Genomic DNA, 20890 nt, shown 5'->3' on the forward strand with positions numbered 1-20890 from the left:
ACCACTTGATCCCGGCGCCCGGGCGTCCGAAGATTTCCTCCCCGCTCTCCGCAACCGCGCGAAGGGCGGGGAGCGTCTTTGCGAACGCCCTTTCAGGGGTGCGGGGATGCTTGCGAGGCGTGGGGACGCCTCGGCCATTCGGGACACAGGGGAAGAGCGGGTAGGCATGAGCGCGTTCGACGCACGGTCAGTTGTGCTGCCTGAGAGAAGATGGACGGCCGCGTACAACCCTCACCGGGGTGAGCGTGTCCAACTGTCGTGGCTCAGGTACTCGACTTCCCTGCCGCGCCGAGCGGCGCGGCCGTCCTCCGGCCCCGCAGGCCCGGGGCGTCCGGTGGCATGCCGGTGATCGCGCCCATGCCCGCAGCGCGGCCCGCCCGCATACCCAGTCAGCGTGACGGAGCCGAGTACGCCGAGGACACGGCGGCAGCCGGTACCACCGTCGACCACCTCACCGAGACCTACCGGGCGCACTACCGCTCCCTGCTGGGTCTCGCCGCCCTCCTGCTCGACGACACCGCCTCCTGCGAGGACGTCGTCCAGGAGGCGTTCATCCGCGTCCACTCGGCGCGCAAACGCGTCCGCGACCCGGAGAAGACCCTCGCGTACCTGCGCCAGACGGTCGTCAACCTGTCCCGCTCGGCCCTGCGCCGGCGCATCCTCGGACTCAAGCTGCTGTCCAAGCCGATGCCCGACATGGCCAGCGCCGAGGAGGGGGCGTACGACCAGCTCGAGCGCGACTCCCTCATCAAGGCCATGAAGGGCCTCCAGCGCCGCCAGCGCGAGGTCCTGGTCCTGCGCTACTTCGCGGACATGACCGAGGCCCAGGTCGCCGATACCCTCGGCATCTCGCTGGGCTCCGTGAAGGCGTACGGCTCGCGGGGGATCGCCGCGCTGCGGGTCGCGATGGAGGAACCGGTGTGAGCGGCGAGGGTGATTCCGATGGACGGCGCCACGAGCCTTACGCGTGGCATGAGCCGACCGGGGAAGGCGAGCACGAGCCGACCCGGACGGCGCGGCAAGAGCACAAGCAATCGCACGCTGGGAACGGAACTGTGAATCAGGGCCCCGATGATCTGAGCTCCACGGGGGAGTTCGACTCGGACGAGCTTGCACTGCGACGAATGCTGCACCAGGCGGTCCAGGAGATGGAACCGCGGGACGGCACCCTCGACCACCTGCGCAAGGCGGTGCCCGCCAGACGGGCGCGCAAGCGGCAGGCCCTCGTCGGCATGGCGGCCGCCGCCCTCTTCTTCGGCACCGCCATCCCCGCCGTCGTGCACGTCTCCTCCACCGGCACCAGCGCCAACACCTCCAACGCCGGGCACACGTCCCAGATGCAGGGCGGCGCGGGCCAGGGCAAGCAGCAGGACGGCGGCGAGTCCACCTCCGGCGGCTCCTCGAGCAAGACCGAGGACAAGGGCAAGGGCCATTCGAAGGGCGACGACAAGGGCAGGACGGCGGGCGCGGGCACCGGAGCCAGCAGCGGCAGCGACCCCTCCGCCACGACCTCCCAGAACGCCCAGGTCTGCACGGCCGCCCAGCTCGGCTCCCCCACGGCGAGCACCGCGGTGCCCGACGCCTCCGGGACGGTCTACGGCACCTTCCGCGTCACCAACAGCTCCTCCGCCGCCTGCACGGTCTCCGGCCCCGGCATCGTGACGCCGAGCGCCCAGGGCGCGGCCGACAGCAGCAAGATCGGGGCGCTGCGGCACACGTCCGGCGACGCGGCCTCCGCCGGGCTGCCCGACCCGTCCCAGGAGGTCGCCCAGCTCACGCTCCAGCCGGGGTCCTCCTACGACGTGAAGTTCGCCTGGGTGCCGTCCGAGACCTGTCCCACCTCGGAACCCTCGACCGACCCCACCCCCGACCCCTCGGCGTCCCCGGACACCTCCACCGGCGAGGGCTCCTCGACCGGCGGTGACACCGGCACCTCCACCCAGCTCCTCACGGAGGACGGCACGGCCGACGGCAGCGTCCTGGTGACGTACACGGCGGAGGGCGGCTCGGCCTCGGTGTCCACGACGGTGACCAACGCGTGCGCGGGCGTCGTGTACTGGACGGGTGTGCTCGCGACGGCGTGACGGCGTGACGGCGTGACGGCGTGGGGCGCCTGGCGGGGCGGGCGGGCGTCGGGGGACGCCCCCGCTCAGGCGGTCGCCTTTTCCTGCGGCTGCTCCGGTGACCGCTGCCCGCCCTCGTCCGGGACGATGCCCAGCTCCGCGTCCCGGACGAACTCCACCTCGCGGCGCAGCAGCCGGAACCACATGAAGACCACGAAGCCGGCGAAGACGAACCACTCGCCGGTGTAGCCGAGGTTCTGGAAGGCCTTCAGGTCCAGCCCGCTGTCGGCGGGCGCGGTCGCCGGCACGGCCTTCATCCCGGAGTCACCGGTGTTGAGGGTGACCCACGCGTCGTACACGTCGTACGGCACGAGGTTGATCAGCGAGGCCGCGCTGATCGCCGCCGTCTGCCCGGCCGGAAGGCCGCCCCGCGCGCTGACGCCGTTGTCCCCGGGGGTCTCCGACGCCTGGAGCGCACCGGTGACGGTGACCTCGCCCTTCGGCGCGGCCGGGACCTTCGCCGGGTCGGGGGTGCCCGGCAGCCAGCCCCGGACGACGGGCAGGGCCCTGCCGCCGTCGACGCGCAGCAGCGTCAGGACGTAGTAACCCTCGCGGTCGTCCAGCTGCCGGTCGGGGACCAGGAGCTGCTTGTCGTAGCGGCCGGTGGCGGTGACCTGCTTGCCGGAGGTCGCCTTGTCCACCGGCAGCAGCTCGGCGAGCGGCCGTGCGGCCTCCCGCCCGTCGGTGACGACCGACTGCTCGGCGTCCCGGCTCTCCGCCATCCGGTCCTCGAACCGGCTGAGCTGCCACGACCCCATGAACAGGCAGAACGGGATGGCGAGCAGCACGAAGACGTTGATGCCGAACCAGCGGGGTGTCAGCAGAAACCGGTACACACCCCCACGGTACGGGGCCGCACCGGGCGGGCGGGGAGCGGGGTCAGTACCGCTCGGTGAGGTGGTCGCGGCCCGCCGGGGGCTCGTACGGCTCCGGCCAGAAGTCGGTGACGGTGGCTATCCGGCCGCTGCCGTCCCCGGTGAAGAACGAGATGCCGTACATCTCCTCCAGGCCCACCGTGAAGTGGACCCAGGTGACGACCTGGTCCGGCTCGGCGACGATCCGCTCGGTCCGCAGGTGCCAGTCGCCCGGGTACTCACGGTTGAACTCGACGTACCGCTCCCGTCCGCTGACGCGCTCGCGGGTCTGCGGCAGGGTGTAGACGACGTCCTCGGCCAGGGTGCCGGCGAACGACGTCCAGTCGCGGGCCTCGGCGAAGGCCCAGAAACGCTCCACGGTCTCGCGCAGATCGGTCATGGGGACGAGTGTGCACCCCGCCACTGACAACGGCCGGGGACGGCCTTCCCGCCCTGGTCGCGGGGGTACGGGTAAGCACCCGGTAGAAGTTGTCCACAGGCTGGGGACCTCGTCTGCGGATTGTCTGTGAGGGCAGGCAGTATGGGGTCATGACTGAGAGCAACGGGTCCGCCGCGGCCGAGCGGAACAACGAGATGCCGGACTGGGAGAAGCGCTTCCGGGCGCCCCGGGTGTCGCTGCCCGACTGGGCGGAGGACGCCCCCGACCGCTCCCTGTTCGTGTCCAACGCCACGGGGACGTACGAGCTGTACGCCTGGGACCGGGCCACCGGCGCCCAGCGGCAGGTCACGGACCGGCCCAACGGCACCACGGACGGCGTGCTCTCCCCGGACGGCGCGTGGATCTGGTGGTTCGACGACAAGGACGGCGACGAGTTCGGCGTCTGGCGCCGCCAGCCCTTCGAGGGCGGCGCCGACGAGCTCGCCGCGCCGGGCCTGGACGCCTCCTACCCGGCGGGCGTGGCCCTGGGCCGGGACGGCAGGACCGCGGTCGTGGGCCGCTCGACCGACGACGAGGGCACCTCGATCCACCTCGTGCGCACCGGCGAGGAACCGGTGGAGATCTACCGGCACCGTGAGTCGGCGGGCGTCGGCGACCTCTCCCACGACGGCTCGCTGATCGCGATCGAGCACACCGAGCACGGCGACGCGATGCACTCGGCGCTGCGCGTGGTGCGCCCCGACGGCAGGGCGGTCGCCGAGCTCGACGACACCCGGGGCGGCACCGAGGAGCTGGGCCTGGAGGTGCTCGGCTTCGCCCCGGTGGACGGTGACACCCGGCTGCTCGTCGGCCACCAGCGGCGGGGCCGCTGGGAGCCGCTGGTGTGGGACGTGGCCACGGGCGAGGAGACCGACCTCGCCCTGGACCTGCCCGGTGACGTGGGCGCCGAGTGGTACCCGGACGGCACCGGACTGCTCATCGTGCACAGCTTCGAGGCCCGCAGCGAGATCTTCCGGTACGACCTGGAGAGCGGAAAGCTGGAGAAGGTCCCGACCCCGCCCGGCTCGGTCTCCGGGGCGACGGCCCGCCCCGACGGCAGCGTGGAGTACCTGTGGTCCTCGGCCGCCGAGCCGTCGGCGGTGCGCTCGACGACCGGCGGGGTCGTCCTGGACCCGCCGGGTCTCAAGTCCCCCGGTTCGGTGCCGGTGGAGGACGTGTGGGTGCAGGGGCCGGGCGGCCGGATCCACGCCCTGGTGCAGAAGCCGGCGGGGGCGACGGGACCGCTGCCGACGGTCTTCGACATCCACGGCGGCCCGACCTGGCACGACAGCGACTCCTTCGCGGCGGGCCCGGCGGCCTGGGTGGACCACGGGTACGCGGTCGTCCGGGTCAACTACCGCGGTTCCACGGGCTACGGCCGCGAGTGGACCGACGCGCTCAAGCACCGGGTCGGCCTGATCGAGCTGGAGGACATCGCGGCGGTCAGGGAGTGGGCGATCGCGTCCGGTCTCGCCGACCCCGGCCGGCTGATCCTCACGGGTGGCTCCTGGGGCGGCTACCTCACCCTGCTCGGCCTGGGCACCCAGCCGGAGGCCTGGGCGCTCGGGATCGCGGCGGTGCCGGTCGCCGACTACGTCACGGCGTATCACGACGAGATGGAGGCGCTGAAGGCGATGGACCGGACGCTGCTGGGCGGCACGCCGGAGGAGGTGCCGGAGCGCTTCGAGGCGTCGTCGCCCCTGACGTACGTCGACGAGGTCAAGGCTCCGGTGTACATCTCGGCGGGTGTCAACGACCCCCGGTGCCCGATCCGTCAGATCGACAACTACGTGAAGCGGCTGGAGTCGAGGGGGGCGGTGCACGAGGTGTACCGGTACGACGCCGGTCACGGCTCGCTGGTGGTGGACGAGCGGATCAAGCAGGTGAAGCTGGAACTGGACTTCGCGGCGAGGCACTTGGGGTAGGCGGGAGCGCAGTTTCCCTCGTCCTCAGGTGGGTGCGGTCGAAGCCGGCCGGGCTGTACCCACCCGAGGGGCGCGGGGAACTGTGCGATCAGCTCCCACCCGCCCGCAGCCGCACCACCACCCGACCCGGCACGACCTGCGCGTACGGCTACGCTGCCGCCCGCCCCCTGCGCCCCAGCAACTCCGCGAGCCCCCGCCGCGTGGCCGCCAGCACCACCCGGTCCGAGGCATGGAGCACATACGTGTCCGGCAGGTCCCACATCAGCCCCGGGGAGTCCCCCGACTCCTCCCGGGCCAGCACCCGCCAGGACCCCGCCCGGAACGCCTCGCCCACCGTCCTCCCCTCCAGTTGGGGATGGCCGGCCACGTCCACCGCCGCGAACAGCAGCACCCGCCGCTCCACCGGGAACGCCCCGAGGATCTGCCGTCCCATCATCGCCCCGGCGAAGGCGGGAGCCGCCAGGTGGGAGACGCTCCGGCTGCGGGTGGAGGCGCGGGGGTGCGCGGCCCTGAGGGTGCGGTACACGGCGGTCGCGAAGTCGTCGTCGTACAGCCGCAGCACCACCCGCAGATCGGGCCGTACGGCCCGTGCGTACAGCACGGCCTCGAGGTTCGTGGTGTCCGCGCTGGTCACCGCGAGCAGGGCGTGCGCGCGGTGGATCTTGGCGGCCTCCAGGACGCCCTCCTGGGTGACGTCCCCGAGCACCACCGGCACCCGCAGCCGCCGCGCGGTGGCCAGTCCGCGTGCCTCGGGGTCGGACTCGACGCACACCACGGGGATGTTCAGCTCCCGCAGCCGGGTGAGCACCCGGGTGCCGATCTTGCCGAGTCCGAGGAGCACGACGTGTCCGCCGAGGCCCCGGGGCGGCTTGCGCAGGGAGGACGCGGTGCGGAAGGTGCCGAGGGCCTCCAGGACCGCCGCGAGGAGCACCGGGAGGAGCAGCAGTCCGGCGAGTCCGGACAGGAGCTGGAGGATCTGCCGTCCGACGGACTCACCGATCGCCGGGTCGTCGATCGCGAACAGGTCGAGCAGGGTCAGGTAGAAGGCGCGCAGCGGATGGATACCGGTCACCAGCCACAGTGCGACGGCGAGCGCGACCACGCACCCCACCATCCCGGCCAGCGACCAGCGCAGCCGCCGCGAGAACAGCGACGCGAACCAGGGCATCACCCCGCGCCCGTCGGGCAGCGGGGGCCCGGCGTACGACACCTGCTCCAGCACGACGGTCGCGCGGGCGCCGCCCTCCCGTACCGCGGCCGCGTCCGGCAGCAGCGTCGGGCCCTGGTCGCCGCCGGGTCCGGAGGCGTCGGTCGGCGAGAGCAGGGCGAGCGTGGCGAGGCTCGGATCGGCGCTCGCCCCGGCCCCGGCGGGCGGGCGTTCGACCGCCCGCAGCAGCAGGCCGCCGGTCTGGAGGACCTTGCTGGTGCCGGTGAGGGCGGTGGCGGCCAGCGCGGGCGCGGCGGTGTCGGCGTCGGAGAGCACGGTCGTGGAGGCGTCGAAGCCGGTCCCGTCGGCCGCAGCGCCGGCGGCCAACGCGGCGGCCTGGTCGAGGAGTTCCTCGATGTGCTGGCCGAGGCGCCGGTTGTAGAGCCGCAGGACGAGCCGCAGCCGGGGGTTGAGGCGGCGGGCGGTGAGGGCGGCGCGGATGTTGGTCTCGTCGTCGTCGTACACGAGGGCGAGCGCGTCCGCCCGTTCCACGCCGGCCCCGGCGAGGGCCGCCTCGTTCGGTTCGGCGGCCTCCATCAGCCGTATGCCGCCCGGGGGTTCGCCGGCCGCGGGGACGGCGGCGGCGCTGTTGCCGTTGCCGGTCAGGCCGGCCGCGGCGGTCACCACCCGGTCGAGCAGTGCGGAGGCGGCGCGGGCCCGTACCACCACCGGTGGCCGCACGGACCGTTCGGAGGCCGGGACGACCAGGGTGACCTGTTCGCCGTAGACGCCTCTGAGCTCGGCCGCCAGCCGGTGCGCGAGCCCGTCGTCCCCGCACACCACCATGTGCGCTGCTGCCGTGTCGCCCGGCAGTCCGGGACCCTGGTTCGGAACGCTCCCCACGAGGGAGAAGACTGCCGCACCGGGACGCATGTCGCCACGTGCGGCAGGTGAGGAACTCCTCTGCCAAGAATTCCCCAAACCGCCGCGCACGCTGAGCAATCGGGCCTTCCCTGTCGTACGCACTGACAGGGAAACCAGCACCCCACCCCGGAGGGACCCCGGCCGTGGCCGTCACCAAAGCACCCCCGCCCACGCGGGAGACCGGCGAGGACCGCCCGCCGGCGGCGCGGGGCGCGGCCGAGCGGCGCCTGAACTCCCCCTTGGTGCTGACCCTGTTGATGCTGCTGGTGGTGCTGTGCCAGGGGCCGATCCGCGGGGTGCTGGGCGCACCGGTCATGCAGAGCTGGATGACGGTGTTCGTCGCTGTGCTCGTGCAGGCGCTGCCCTTCCTGGTGCTCGGGGTGCTGCTGTCGGCGGCGATCGCGGTGTTCGTGCCGCCTTCGTTCTTCGCCCGCGCCCTGCCGAAGAACCCCGCTCTCGCGGTGCCGGTGGCCGGGGTGGCGGGTGCGGTGCTGCCGGGCTGCGAGTGCGCTTCGGTGCCGGTGGCGGGCGCGCTGGTGCGCCGCGGTGTCACCCCGGCCGCGGCCCTGGCCTTCCTGCTGTCCGCCCCGGCGATCAACCCGATCGTGCTGACCGCGACCGCGGTGGCCTTCCCGCGCGACCCCGGGATGGTGGTGGCCCGGCTGGTCGCGAGCCTGCTGGTGGCGTGCGCGATGGGCTGGCTGTGGCTGCGCCTCGGCCGCACGGACCTGCTGAGACCGCCGGCCCGGCACGCGTACGAGGGGCAGGGCAGGGGTGCCGCCTTCTGGGGTTCGGTCCGGCACGACGTGGTGCACGCGGGCGGCTTCCTGGTCGTGGGCGCGATGGCGGCGGCGACCCTGAAGGCGGTCGTGCCGCAGACGTGGCTGCGTACGGCGGCGGAGAACCCGGTGATCGCGGTGCTGGCCCTCGCCGCCCTCGCGGTGGTGCTGTCGATCTGCTCGGAGGCGGACGCGTTCGTGGCCGCCTCGCTGACCCAGTTCTCGCTGACCGCGCGGCTGACCTTCCTGGTCGTCGGCCCGATGATCGACCTGAAGCTGTTCGCGATGCAGACGGGCACCTTCGGGCGCGCCTTCGCCCTGCGCTTCGCGCCCGCGACCCTCGCCCTGGCGATCGTGGTCTCGGTGCTGACCGGGTGGGTGATGCTGTGAACCGGCAGGCTCAGTCGGCGGTCCTGTTCGTCCTCGGCGCGGCCCTTCTGCACGCGGGCCTGACCGACCTCTACCTCCGCTACGTCAAGGCCGGCCTGCGGCCGCTGGTCCTCGCGGCCGGTGCGGTCCTCGTCGTGACGGCGCTCGCGACGGCCTGGTACGAGTGGCGGGCCGGCCCCGAGGAGCAGGAGCACGCCCATCGCGAGCCCCGGGTCTCGTGGCTCCTCGTCCTGCCCCTGTTCGCCCTGATCCTGGTGGCCCCGCCCGCCCTCGGCTCCTACAGCGCGATGCGCACGGGCACGGCCCTGCAACAGTCGTACGGCTATGCGCGGCTGCCGGAGAGCGGGCCGCTGCGGCTGGGCCTCGCCGACTACGCGGGCCGGGCCGTCTACGAGCACGGCCGGGGCCTGTCCGGGCGGCGGATCACCGTCACCGGGTTCGTCGCCCTGGACCGCTCCGGCGCGCCCTACCTGGTCCGGATGGCCCTCAACTGCTGCGCGGCGGACGCCCAGCCGGTCAAGGTCGGGCTGACCGGGCGGATCCCGCCGGTCCTGAAACCGGACGGCTGGCTGCGGGTCACCGGCACGTACACGGCGAAGCGGACCAAGGACGCCGTGAACGGCGGGCCGATCCCGTACCTCGAGGTCACGGAGGCCGAACCGGTCGCGGCGCCGACCGATCCGTACGACGAGACCTGGAACAACTGACGTCCGGCCCTGCGGCCGTGCCGTCCCGACCCGTCCGGCCCTTGCCGATGCCGGTGGCTCCCCCTAGCCTTCGATCTGACGATCCATCAGATACCGGCTAGGGGGCAGGCAATGGCCGTCACCACCGAGAGCGGAACCGGAACGGGACCGGGCGTCAGGGAGATCCCCAGAGTCATCAGCGTCGACGATCACGTGATCGAGCCCGCGCACCTCTTCGAGACCTGGCTTCCGGCGAAGTACCGGGACAGGGGGCCGAAGCCGCTGACCGCCGGCATCGGGGACCTCGCGTACGTCGGCGGCAGGTACCGGTTCACCACCGATCCGGAAGGCCAGCTCACGGACTGGTGGGAGTACGAGGGCGAGCTCTTCCCGTACAAGCGGATCATCGCGGCCGTCGGCTTCTCGCGGGACGAGATGACCCTGGACGGGATCACCCGGGAGCAGATGCGGCGGGGCTGCTGGGACCCCAAGGCCCGGGTGGAGGACATGGAGATGAACCATGTCGAGGCATCCCTGTGCTTCCCCACCTTCCCGCGGTTCTGCGGACAGACCTTCGCCGAGGCCAAGGACAAGGAGGTCGGGCTCGCCTGCGTGCGCGCCTACAACGACTGGATGGTCGAGGAGTGGTGCGGGGACAGCGGCGGCCGGCTGATCCCGCTGTGCCTGATCCCGCTGTGGGACGTCGAGCTGGCGGTCGCGGAGATCCGGCGCAACGCCGAACGGGGCGTCAGGGCCGTCACGTTCAGTGAGATCCCCACCCATCTGGGGCTGCCGTCGATCCACTCCGGCTACTGGGACCCGTTCTTCGCGGCCTGCGAGGACACCGGGACCGTCGTCAACATGCACATCGGCAGCAGCTCCCAGATGCCGGCCGCGTCCCCCGACGCCCCGCCCGCCGTCCAGGCCTCCCTGTCCTTCAACAACGCCATGGCCTCGATGATGGACTTCCTGTTCAGCGGGGTTCTGGTGAGGTTCCCGCGGCTCAGGCTGGCGTACAGCGAGGGCCAGATGGGCTGGATCCCGTACGCCCTGGAACGCGCCGACGACGTGTGGGAGGAGCACCGGGCCTGGGGCGGGGTCAAGGACCTGATCCCGGAGCCGCCGTCGACGTACTACTACCGGCAGATCTTCTGCTGCTTCTTCCGCGACCGGCACGGCATCGAGGCCATCGAGACCGTCGGCGTGGACAACGCGACCTTCGAGACCGACTACCCGCATGTCGACTCGACCTGGCCGCACACCAAGGAGGTCGCCTGGGAGCACGTGGCCGGGCTGTCCGAGGGCGTGACGTACAAGCTGCTGCGGGGGAACGCGATCCGCATGCTGCAACTCGACCTCGACCTCGACCGGTAGGCCGACGGGCCGGGCCGGCCCTGTTCGCACCGGCGGGCGTGGCCGGTCACGGACGAAAAGACCCGACCGCTGGCGACGGGGGATGCACCAGCGGTCGGGCTGTGGCCAACACTAACAAGGCCGCAGGAACAGTGGGAGCGGACTGCTCGGCTGCGAGGAGAAGTTGTGATCGGGATCACGTAATGCGCTTCAGTCGCACGGAGGATCGTACGAGAGCCGCGGCAGGTACTCCTCCCAGGCCTGGCGGGTCAGCACGTTCTCGGTAGTGGCGCAGACGCGGTCGATGGCGTTGTCGACGTCCAGGTCCCACAGCCGGATGGTGTCCGCGCCGCTGGAGACCCCGAGCATGCGCCGGTCCGGGCTGAAGGAGAGGAAGCTGCCGGTCCTGGCGCTGGGGCTCATCGACTGTCCGATGGGGCCGGCCGCGGACGGGTCGGCCACGTCCCAGAGCCGGACCGTGTTGTCGTGGCCGCCGCTGGCCAGCGTGGCGCCGTCACGGCTGTAGGTCAGCGACACGACCGCCTCGCTGTGCCCGGTCAGCGCCGCCCCCGTCCGCTCGGCGCGCCGGGGGTCCGTCACGTCCCACAGCCGGACCGTGTCGTCGTCGCCGCCGCTGGCCAGGGTGTGCCCGTCCGGGCTGAAGACGAGCACGTTGACGGGCCCGGTGTGCCCGGTGAGCGGCTTGCGGAGCGGGGCCGGCCGGGCCGGGTCCGTCACCCTCCACAGCCGGATGGTGCCGTCCGCGCTGCCGCTGGCCAGGGTCCGGCCGTCCGGGCTGAAGACGAGGCTGTCGATGTACCCCCGGTGGCCGGCGATCGGGCCGTGCGAGACCGGGCGGGCCGGGTCGGTGATGTCCCACAGCTGGAGGCTGCGGCTGTCGTAGGCGGTGGCCAGGGTGCGTCCGTCCGGGCTGAACGCCAGGGCGTCCGGACCCATGAACCGGGAGTGCAGGACGAGCGCCGGGCCGTGGGGCACGGGGTGGGCCAGGTCGGTGACGTTCCACAACTGGACCCGGCCGGTGGTGAGCACCGCGAGCGTGCGGCCGTCGGGGGAGAACAGCACCTGGGAGAACGGGTCGCGCACCACGGGGGTGAACGGCCTGCCCAGGGCCACGGGCCGGTCCGGGTCCGTCACGTCCCACAGCCGGATCCGCCCGTCCCGCCCGGCCGTGGCGAGCACGTCGCCGTCCCGTCGGAACGCCCCGCTGCTGCCCACCAGGTCCCCCGCCGGGATCGACCACAGGCGCACCTTGCTGTCACCGCTGCCGGTCGCGAGCGTACGGCCGTCGGGGCTGAACCCCAGCGCGTACATCTCCCCGCTGCTCCCGGCGAGGGGCTCGCCGACCTGTGAGGGGTAGGCGGGGTCGGTCACGTTCCACAGGCTCGCCGTGCTGTCGGCGCTGGCGGCGGCGAGCTTGCTCCCGTCGGGGCTGAAGGCCACGGACCAGATGGGGCCGGTGTGACCGGTGAGCGGCGAGCCGACCGGACCCGGGTCGGCGGGATCGCGCACGTCCCACAGCCGGACGGTGTCGTCCGCGCTGCCGCTGGCCAGCTCGGTCCCGTCCGGGCTGAAGGCGACCGAGTGCACCAGACCGGTGTGCCCCTGGAGCACCCTGTCGTACGCCCGGGGGTGCCGGGGATCGGTGGTGTCCCACAGCCGGACCGTGTTGTCGTCACCCCCGGCGGCGAGCGTGTGCCCGTCGGGGCTCCAGGCCACGGACCGCTCGGCGGCACCGGCCCCGGTCAGGACGACCGGCGGCTCCTGCGCGCCGCTCGTGTTCCACAGCCGTACGGTGCGGTCCTCGCCGGCGGAGGCCAGGGTGCGGCCGTCCGGGCTGAACGCGATCAGGTAGATGGTGCCGTCATGACCGGTCAGGGGAGCGCCCAGCGGTTTCGGGTGACGTGGGTCGGTCAGGTCCCAACGCCGGATCGTCCCGTCGTCGCCGGCACTGGCCAGGGTCCTGCCGTCCGGGCTGAAGACCGCGCTGCTCACCCAGCTCGTGCCGCCCACGAGGGGCTCGCCCAGGGGTCTGGGCCGGCGGCGGTCGCCGACGTCCCACAGCCGGACGGTCCGGTCGTAGCCGGCGGTGGCGAGGAGCTTTCCGTCCGGGCTGAACGAGGTCAGGTACACGGCACCGGTGTGACCGGTCAGCGGGGTGGCCAGCGGTGCGTTGACGATGGAGATCAGGCGGGTGTTGGTGCCCTCGTCGTCGGGCCGCAGACGGTGTGCGACCAGGTCGATGCGGGCGGACAGCGACGGGTCCGTGGACTGGACGCGGTCCGCCTCCGCGACGACCTGCTCGAACACGGCGTCGTTGCGCTGCTGCCAGGCCACCACCGCCGAACCGACGGCCACCAACGCGAGGACGACCAGCGCCGACACCGCGCCCCGGGCGATCAGGACGGTACGCCGGCGCAGCCGGACCGAGGCGGCCAGGAACTCCACCGCGCTGCGGGTCAGATAGGTGTCCCCGGCGGACTTCGCCCAGGCCCGCGCCTGTTCCAGCCGCGAGCCCCGGTACAGCAGTGAGGAGTCCCGGTTCGAGCCCTCCCAGGAGCGGCCGTCCTCCTCGATGCGCTGGCGCAGCAGATGGTCGCTGCGGTCCTCGTCGATCCAGTCGCGCAGCCGCGGCCACGCCGTCAGCAGTGCCTCGTGGGTGATCTCCACGGTCTCCGCGTCCAGCGTCACCAGGCGGGCCCGCACCAGGGCCTCCAGCGACTCCTCCGTCTTCCCGGGGTCGGCCGACTCCGCGGTGAGCCGGCGCCGGGTGCCGCGCCGGCGGGTGGCCTGGGTGTCCTCGCCGAGCCGCACCAGCCGCAGCAGCAGGAGCCGGGCCGCCGTGCGCGCCGCCGGGTCCAGCCGGGACCAGGCCCGCTCGGCGGTGGCCGCGACCGCGCCCTGGATACCGCCGGCCGCCCGGTAGCCGGCCACGGTCAGCCGCCCGGCCTTGCGGCGCTGCCAGGTCGCCAGCAGGGCGTGCGAGAGCAACGGCAGCACGCCCGCGTCGTGCGCCCCGCGCGGACCGTCGGCGCTCACCTCGCGCACGATCAGCTCAGCGAGCCCCGGCTCCAGCTCCAGGCCCACGGCCCGGGCCGGACCCGTCACGGCCTCGCGCAGTTCCCCGCCGGTGAGCGGACCGAGCACCATGTGCCGGTGCTGGAGCGCGTCGGCCAGCTCGGGATGGTCGAGGCAGCGCTCGTAGAAGTCGGCGCGGACACCCAGCAGGACCAGGGCGGGGGCCCGCGCGTCCGGGCCGGCGGGTGTGCACGCGGCGTGCAGCAGGCGGACGAAGGTGCGCCGGACCCATTCGTCGGAGCAGAGCGTGAACGCCTCCTCGAACTGGTCGACGATCACCACGGGCCGGGCGGTGGCGGCCTCGCGCTGAGCCCACGAGGCGACCGCTTCCCGGACGGCGTGCCCGAATTCGGGAGGGTGGTCGATGTCCGGTCCGCCGGTCCGCGCGGCCGAGACGACCGGTGCCAGCTCGGGTATCCGGCCGGTCAGTTCGGTGAGCGGATCGGCGCCCGGCACGAGTTGCAGGACCGGGCGGCCGCCGTCCTCGCCGGAACCGCCGAGCGCGCCCTTCTCCAGGGCGGTCACCAGACCCGCGTTGAGCAGCGAGGACTTGCCCGCGCCCGAGGCGCCCACGAGCATCACCAGGCCGCCGGTGCTCGTCCCGGCCGCCGAGCGGAGCAGCCGGACGAGGGCCTCCGTGCTCCGTTTCCGGCCGAAGAACCAGCGGGCGTCCTCCTGCCGGTAGGAGGCGAGGCCGCGGTACGGGCACACCCCGGCGGGGGGCTCGGGCTGCGGGCTCTCGTCCTCGTCCGGCGCCAGCGCGCGCTCCCACAGCCTCTGCCACTGGCCGAGGTCGTACAGACCGGCCGAGACGGGGGTGGGACTGATCCGCCGGGCCTCGGGAATGAGGATGTGCAGCACGGCCGCGAGGGCGGTGAACTGGGCGGGCACGTTCCGGGCCCGCCGCCAGTCGCTGATCCGCTGCGCGGACACCCGGACCGGGCGCCCGCGCTCGTCCACGCGCTGGAGCCGGGCGACTCCCTCGGACACGCGCTTGAGGGGCGGATTCCCTGCCTCCCTGTACAACAGTGCGAGACGCTCCGCGAAGGCCGTGCGTGCTCCTGAGTCGGAGCTCAAGGTCTTCCACCCCTTACTTGCCTCGCGGTTGAATCCGGACCGGAAAACTCACTTTATACGGCTGACCTGCGGTAACGCACTGTCTCCGGCGCTGGAACCTCCTCTGTCCGCCCCCCGGCTGGCAGGATCACGACCCTGCGGCCCAGCCATCGGGCGACGCCATGACAGGCCACCAGCCCAGCGCCCCGCACGCCACTCAGCGCGCCGCACGTTCTCGGCCACATTCCGCCCACGGTCACCCGCTTCCTCCGGTACCGGTCCCCACGAGGGGAGGGACCGGTACCGGACGAAGCGGGACGATCACTGCGCCGCCCCTACACTTGGTCCGGCGGTTGACCCGAGAGGACGGGCCCGAGAGGACGGGAGAGGGCGGTGGCGAAGATCGTCGGCGGTTTCCAGGACCCGTCGTCGGAGGTGCTCGCCGAGGCGGCGGCCGTGTTCGGACTGCTCGCCTCCTCCGCCCGGCTGCACATCATGTGGGCGCTGTCCCAGGGCGAGAGCGACGTCACCCACCTCGCCGACCGGGTCGGCGGCGCGCTGCCCGCGGTCAGCCAGCACCTCGCGAAACTGAAATTGGCCGGGCTCGTGCGCTCCCGCCGCGACGGCCGCCGGCAGATCTACTACGTCGACGACCCCGACATCGTGACCGTCGTCCGCGTCATGGTCGGCCAGCTGACGGCCCGCGAAACCTCCTCCGCGACCCCGGACCGCCTGCGCGAGGCCGGTGTCTGAGCGGTCGGGGGCGCGGGAGGAGAACGGGAGCGCCCCCTCTGCCGGGCCGGTCGGTCCGGGCGGGGGTGCGTCCGAGCGGGTTGCCGAGGCCGACGCTCCACAAGGGCCGACGGTGGCGGCGGGCCCTGCCGGGTCGGTGCGGTCGGGGTCCGGGGTCCTGGCCGCGGCTGCGTCGGTTCCTCCGGGCGGGGCCGGCGCCCCTTCGCCGCCCTCGCCGGGGACCGAGGCCGACGCCGGCACTCCTGACGGTTCCGGCACTCCTGAAGGGACCCGGCCTGCCGACGGGGCCGGCGCTGCTGACGCTGCCCCCACTCCGGGACCTCCCGTTCTGCGGATCGTTTCTTCCGTCGGCGCCGGAGCCGGGCGGGACGAGGGTCTGGGAGGCGGGTCGGACGGGAGTCTTCTCGAGGTCCTCCGGGGACTCGGGGCCGGACCGCGGGGGCTGACCGAGGCGCAGGCCGAGGAGCGGTCGGCGCGGTTCGGGGCGAACGTGGTGCCGGCCGGCCGCGATCCCTCCTGGCCCCGTCTCTTCGCCCGGAGTCTGCGGGACCCCTTCACCGCGGTGCTGCTGTGTCTGGGACTGGTGTCGGCCGCCGTCCTCGCCTGGGGCACCGCCGCGGTGATCCTCCTGCTGGTCGCCGTGAGCTGCGTGCTTCGGGCCTCCGGCGAACACCGTGCCGGCCGCTCCACGGCAGGGCTGCGCCGCCTGGTGGCGACCACCGCCACGGTCCAGCGCCGGGCCGGCGAGGACAGCGCCCCGGTCACCCGTGAGATCCCGGTGGCGGACCTCGTGCCCGGCGACGTCGTACGGCTCGGCCCCGGCGACCTGGTCCCCGCGGACGTACGACTGCTGCGGTCGACCGGGCTCACCGTCCACCAGGCCGCGCTCACCGGGGAGTCCGCGCCGGTGGAGAAGTCCGCGGACGGGGAGCCGGGGGAGGGCGGTGTCCTCCAGGACCCCCGGCTCTGCTTCCAGGGCAGCAGCGTCGCCTCCGGCAGCGCCACCGCCGTGGTCGTCGCGACCGGCGGCGACACCCGTTCCGGCGCCGCCCACCGCCGTGCCGGGAAACCCCCGGCGACCGCCTTCGAACGGTCCGTCCGGGGCGTCTCCTGGGTCCTGATCCGGTTCGCGCTGCTGACCCCGCCCCTGGTCCTCATGGCCAACGCCGCCCTGCGCGGCCGCGGCCTGGAGACCCTCCCCTTCGCCGTCGCGGTGGCGGTCGGGCTGACCCCGGAGATGCTGCCGGTCCTCGTCACCACCTGCCTCGCCCGCGGCGCCGCCCTGCTGGCCCGCACCCACGGCGTCATCGTGCGACGGCTGCCCGCCCTGCACGACATCGGCGCCATGGACGTCCTGTGCGTCGACAAGACCGGCACCCTCACCCAGGACCGCCCGGTCGTCCACCGCGCGCTGGACGCGGACGGCCACGACGACCCCGAGGTCCTGCGCCGGGCGGCGGCCGCGGCCTGGTGGTCGCTCCAGCTCGCCGAGCTCCCCGCCCCCGACGCCCTGGACGAGGCCCTGCTCGCCGCCGCCGACGAGGACGCCCTCACGGCGTACGACGGCGTCACCGCCCTCCCCTTCGACCCGGCCCGCCGCCTCGCCACCGTGGTCGTCCGCACCCCCGGCCGGCCCGGCACGCACACCCTGATCACCAAGGGCGCCGTGGAGGCCGTACTGGCACGTTGCGCGCTGTCCGGCGACGAGCGCTCCCGCCTGCGCGGGCTGGCCGACGCCCAGGCCGCGGACGGACTGCGCGTCCTCGCGGTCGCCACCGCCGAACGGCCCGCCGGGGACCGCCCCCGCGAACGCGGCCTCACCTTCCGCGGCCTGGTCACCCTCCGGGACGACCTCGCCCCCACCGCCGCCGAGGCCCTCGCCGGACTCGCCGCACGGGGCGTCACCGTCAAGGTCCTCACCGGCGACCACCCGGGCACCGCCGTCCGGGCCTGCCGTGATCTCGGGGTCCCGGTGGCCGGGGTCCTCGGCGCCGACCGCCTCGACACCCTCACCGACGCCGAACTCACCGAACTGGCCCGCCGTACGACCGTCTTCGCCCGCTGCACCCCCGAGCACAAGACCCGTGTCGTCCGGGCCCTGCGGTCCGCCGGCCACACGGTCGGCTTCCTCGGCGACGGCGTCAACGACCTGCCCGCGCTGCGCTCCGCCGACGTGGGCGTCGCCCCCCACGACGCGGCCGGCGTGACCCGCGAGAGCGCGGACCTCGTCCTCGCCGAGAAGGACCTCACCGCGATCGGCCACGCGGTCGCCGCCGGCCGGCACGCGGGCGGCAACATCGCCACGTACCTGCGCATCACGCTCTCCTCCAACCTCGGCAACGTGATCGCGATGCTCTCCGCGGGCCTCCTGCTGCCCTTCCTGCCGATGCTCCCGGCCCAGGTCCTCGTCCAGAACCTGTGCTTCGACGCGGCCCAACTGGCCTTCGCGCACGACCGTCCCGCCCCGTCCGCCCTGCGCCGGCCGAGCGTCCTGGACCCCCGGCGACTGCTGCGGTTCATCGTCGGGTTCGGCGCCCTGAACGCCGTGGCGGACCTGGCGACCTTCGGCGTCCTGGCCCTCGCGCTGCGCGGCCCGGGCGACGACGAGACGCTGTTCCACTCGGGGTGGTTCACGGAGAACCTGCTGACACAGGCCGTGGTGATGGTGCTGCTGTCCCTCGGCCCGGCGGGCCGGGGCGGCCGCCGGCCGGGCCCGGTGACCTGGGCCGCCGCCGCGCTGGCCGCGACCGGTCTGCTCCTGCCCATGTCCCCGCCCGGCGCGGCCCTGGGCATGAGCGCACTGCCCGGCGTGTACTACGGACTGCTCGCGGCCGTCCTCGCCCTGTACGCGCTGGGCCTGCTGGCGGCGAGGCGCCGCACGGACGACCGGTCCGGCGGCTGACCGCTCAGGGGCAGGCGATGTCGAAGCCGTACCGCAGGGGCTCGTCCGTCACCGCGTGGTCGAGCCGGTAGACGTAGACGCCGTCGACCCGCACCCCCGACGGGGCGCCCTCCGCGCGGCAGGGGTACGACACCTGCACGACCCGGGGCCGGTCGGCGACCTTGACCCGCATCCCGTGGGCCGGTCCGCCGTCGAGGACGGCGACCTCCCAGCCGGTCACGCCGGCCGTCTCCACTGTCTCCGCTGCGTCCACGGCGACAGTTTAGAGGTTGCGCAATCGTCCTGGGGGTCGATGTCCTGAGGCCGCTGTCCTGAGGTCGGGGCGGACCGTCGTCCCGGTCGGTGTGCCGGAGTCAGCCCGCGTTGTGCAGGGCCGGGTGACGCGGGGTGGACGGCGGGTCGGCGGGGGCGTGTTCCGCGGTCTCTCGCGCGCCGGTCCGCTCCGGGGCCGTGGCCGCCGTGTCCTCCGGCGTGGCCGCCCCGGCCTTGCGCCTGGTCAGTCCGACGCCCACCAGGACCACGGCCATGCCCAGCACGACCCGGACGCTCAGGCCCTCACCGAGGACGATCGCGCCGAGGAGCACGGAGACCACGGGCAGCAGGTAGCCGACCACGGCGGCGTTGGTGGCGCCCTCGTCGTTGATGATCCGGTAGGTGAGGTGGAAGGTGATCGCGGTGCAGAAGACGCCGAGGACCAGGGCCGCGACCACGACCGCCGGACCGGGGTCGACCGACTCCAGGCCGCCCACCGGCAGCGCCACGGCGGTCATCCCGCTCGCGGCGACGAGCTGCGCGGCGGACAGCGAGATGGTGGGGGTGCCGCGGCGGACCAGGGTGCGGCCCATGTAGGTGAAGGCGACGGCGTAGCTGGCGGCCGCGCCGAGGATGGCGAGGGCTCCCCAGCTCGTGGCCCCGGCCGACTGCCAGGGGGCGAGGATCAGGACCGTGCCGGCGAAGCCGAGGACCAGACCGGCCAGGCGGGCCGGGCACAGCCCGCGTTCGGAGCCCAGGGCCAGGCCGAGGGCGATCGACCACAGGGGGGTCGTGGCGTTCAGGACTCCCGCGAGGCCGGAGCCGACGGTCTGCTGGCCCAGGCTGAACAGGGCGAAGGGCAGCGCGTTGCAGAAGAAGGCCGCGACGGCGATGTGCCGCCAGACGGTCCGGCCGCGGGGCAGGCGCCTGCCCGACGCGTAGCAGGTGACGGTGAGGACGAGCGCCCCGACGAGGCAGCGGACGAACGTGACCTGGAGCGGGGAGAGACCGCGCAGCGCCAGTTCGATCCAGAGGAAGGTCGAGCCCCACAGCAGGGCGAGCACCGCCACTCGTATTCCGCCCCGCAGACTCCGTGCACCGCTGTTCACGATGGCTCCTCCATCCTGTCGGCCCGCTCTCGTCCTTCGACGATGCCCCAGTCGAACTGTGAGGACAAGCAAATGGTTCTACTCATTCTGTTAAGCTGTACTACATGCTCGATGTGAGGCGTCTCCAGGTCCTGCGCGCGGTGGTCACCAGCGGGACGGTCACCGCGGCCGCGGCCCACCTCGGCTACACCCCGTCCGCCGTCAGCCAGCAGGTCGCGGCGCTGGAGAAGCAGGCGGGCACGGCCCTGCTCGAACGGGTGGGGCGGGGGGTGCGGCCCACCCCGGCCGGCCTGCTGCTCACCGAGCACGCGGCACTCATCAGCTCGGCGGTCGCCCAGGCGGAGACCGCCCTCGCCGACCTGCGCGCCGGACGCATCGGCACCCTGTCCGTCCGCTACTTCGCCACGGCGGGCTCCACGCTGGTGGCGCCGGCCCTCGCCCGCCTCCGCGCGGAACACCCGGGCGTACGGGTCGACCTCGAACTGGCCGACCCGGAGGACCCGTTCGAGGAGGTGGCCCGGGGCCGGGCCGACCTGGCCGTCGTCGTGCAGGCCCGGGGCCGGGCGGGGGACGGGTTCCGCCTGGTCCATCTGCTCGACGACCCGTACGCCGCCGTCCTGCCCCTGGGGCATCCGCTGGCGGACCGGGAGGTCGTGGACCTGCACGAGCTGGCCGGGGAGCAGTGGGTCGGCAGCGAACCGCCCGGCCCCTGCCTGGAGCCGGTGATCGACTCCTGCGCGGCGGCCGGTTTCAGCCCCGACTTCGTCATCCGCAGCGAGGACTACGCCACCGCGCAGGGCTTCGTCGCGGCGGGCCTCGGTGTCGGCCTGATGCCGCGCCTGGGCCTGCGCGGCCGTCACCCGGGGGTAGTCGTCCGCCCGGTCCGCAACCCCGAACCGGTCCGCGTGATCTCGGCGGTGGCCCGGGAGACCGCCCTCGACCAGCCGGCCCTCCGCGACCTCCTGACGGCCCTCCGGGACGCGGCGACCAACGACCCCGCGACGCGGTGACCCCCGGCCCGGCCGGGCATGGTGAGGGCGACGCCCGCGCCGGGCGCTGATCCGCACCCGGGGGAGCCCGCAGCCCCACGGCCGCGACAGCC

General features: G+C 73.8%; 15 protein-coding genes. 9 read left to right on the forward strand and 6 right to left on the reverse strand.

Annotated features, from left to right (window positions below; all coding sequences use genetic code 11):
- The first annotated feature begins 258 nt into the window (after positions 1-258).
- Together ACIQJT_RS18050 and ACIQJT_RS18055 are read left to right on the forward strand one after the other, a co-directional pair.
- Positions 259-924, forward strand: a complete 666-nt coding sequence (locus ACIQJT_RS18050; protein WP_365453681.1) for a SigE family RNA polymerase sigma factor — start codon at positions 259-261, stop codon at positions 922-924.
- Between the two features lie 131 nt (positions 925-1055).
- A complete protein-coding gene (locus ACIQJT_RS18055; RefSeq protein ID WP_402644478.1) occupies positions 1056-2084 on the forward strand; it encodes a hypothetical protein in 1029 nt (342 codons plus the stop codon).
- Between the two features lie 65 nt (positions 2085-2149).
- On the opposite strand, the gene ACIQJT_RS18060 is transcribed toward ACIQJT_RS18055, so the two are convergent.
- Positions 2150-2959: an SURF1 family protein gene (locus ACIQJT_RS18060; RefSeq protein WP_402644480.1), complete on the reverse strand. Its 810-nt coding sequence runs from the start codon at positions 2957-2959 to the stop codon at positions 2150-2152.
- 43 nt (positions 2960-3002) lie between these two features.
- On the reverse strand, positions 3003-3377 hold the full coding sequence (locus ACIQJT_RS18065; RefSeq protein WP_365453690.1) for a nuclear transport factor 2 family protein: 375 nt from the start codon (positions 3375-3377) through the stop codon (positions 3003-3005).
- A 149-nt stretch (positions 3378-3526) separates the two neighbouring features.
- On the opposite strand from ACIQJT_RS18065, the gene ACIQJT_RS18070 reads away from it, so the two are divergent.
- Entirely contained in the window at positions 3527-5341 is a 1815-nt protein-coding gene (locus ACIQJT_RS18070; protein WP_402644483.1) for a prolyl oligopeptidase family serine peptidase, read from the forward strand.
- A 148-nt stretch (positions 5342-5489) separates the two neighbouring features.
- Here the strand turns inward: ACIQJT_RS18070 and ACIQJT_RS18075 are convergent, their stop codons facing one another.
- On the reverse strand, positions 5490-7334 hold the full coding sequence (locus ACIQJT_RS18075; RefSeq protein ID WP_402644791.1) for an NAD-binding protein: 1845 nt from the start codon (positions 7332-7334) through the stop codon (positions 5490-5492).
- Positions 7335-7555: 221 nt separating this feature from the next.
- On the opposite strand from ACIQJT_RS18075, the gene ACIQJT_RS18080 reads away from it, so the two are divergent.
- The 3 genes from ACIQJT_RS18080 (at position 7556) to ACIQJT_RS18090 (ending at position 10641) form a co-directional block, all read left to right on the forward strand.
- Entirely contained in the window at positions 7556-8581 is a 1026-nt protein-coding gene (locus ACIQJT_RS18080; protein ID WP_365453696.1) for a permease, read from the forward strand.
- Complete coding sequence (locus ACIQJT_RS18085; RefSeq protein ID WP_365453699.1) at positions 8578-9288, forward strand: TIGR03943 family putative permease subunit; 711 nt, start codon at positions 8578-8580, stop codon at positions 9286-9288. Before ACIQJT_RS18080 ends, ACIQJT_RS18085 begins: the two co-directional genes overlap by 4 nt.
- Positions 9289-9399: 111 nt before the next feature.
- Entirely contained in the window at positions 9400-10641 is a 1242-nt protein-coding gene (locus ACIQJT_RS18090; protein ID WP_402644486.1) for an amidohydrolase family protein, read from the forward strand.
- Positions 10642-10830: 189 nt separating this feature from the next.
- Here the strand turns inward: ACIQJT_RS18090 and ACIQJT_RS18095 are convergent, their stop codons facing one another.
- On the reverse strand, positions 10831-14793 hold the full coding sequence (locus ACIQJT_RS18095) for an AAA family ATPase (protein ID WP_402644489.1): 3963 nt from the start codon (positions 14791-14793) through the stop codon (positions 10831-10833).
- A gap of 372 nt (positions 14794-15165) precedes the next feature.
- Here ACIQJT_RS18095 and ACIQJT_RS18100 point away from each other — a divergent pair, with 372 nt between their 5' ends.
- Both ACIQJT_RS18100 and mgtA read left to right on the forward strand, forming a co-directional pair.
- Positions 15166-15525: an ArsR/SmtB family transcription factor gene (locus ACIQJT_RS18100; RefSeq protein ID WP_402644492.1), complete on the forward strand. Its 360-nt coding sequence runs from the start codon at positions 15166-15168 to the stop codon at positions 15523-15525.
- Between the two features lie 376 nt (positions 15526-15901).
- Positions 15902-18427: a magnesium-translocating P-type ATPase gene (gene mgtA, locus ACIQJT_RS18105; RefSeq protein WP_402644794.1), complete on the forward strand. Its 2526-nt coding sequence runs from the start codon at positions 15902-15904 to the stop codon at positions 18425-18427.
- A 4-nt stretch (positions 18428-18431) separates the two neighbouring features.
- Here mgtA and ACIQJT_RS18110 read toward each other — a convergent pair whose 3' ends face one another.
- Positions 18432-18662, reverse strand: coding sequence for a hypothetical protein (locus ACIQJT_RS18110; RefSeq protein ID WP_402644796.1), 231 nt, complete (start codon positions 18660-18662; stop codon positions 18432-18434).
- Between the two features lie 118 nt (positions 18663-18780).
- Entirely contained in the window at positions 18781-19791 is a 1011-nt protein-coding gene (locus ACIQJT_RS18115; RefSeq protein WP_402644798.1) for a DMT family transporter, read from the reverse strand.
- Positions 19792-19892: 101 nt separating this feature from the next.
- Between ACIQJT_RS18115 and ACIQJT_RS18120 the strand changes: the two genes are divergently transcribed.
- A complete protein-coding gene (locus ACIQJT_RS18120) occupies positions 19893-20798 on the forward strand; it encodes a LysR family transcriptional regulator (RefSeq protein WP_365453714.1) in 906 nt (301 codons plus the stop codon).
- The last annotated feature ends 92 nt before the right edge of the window (positions 20799-20890 follow it).

This window comes from Streptomyces sp. NPDC091972 (genome assembly GCF_044756385.1).
Classification (GTDB): domain Bacteria; phylum Actinomycetota; class Actinomycetes; order Streptomycetales; family Streptomycetaceae; genus Streptomyces.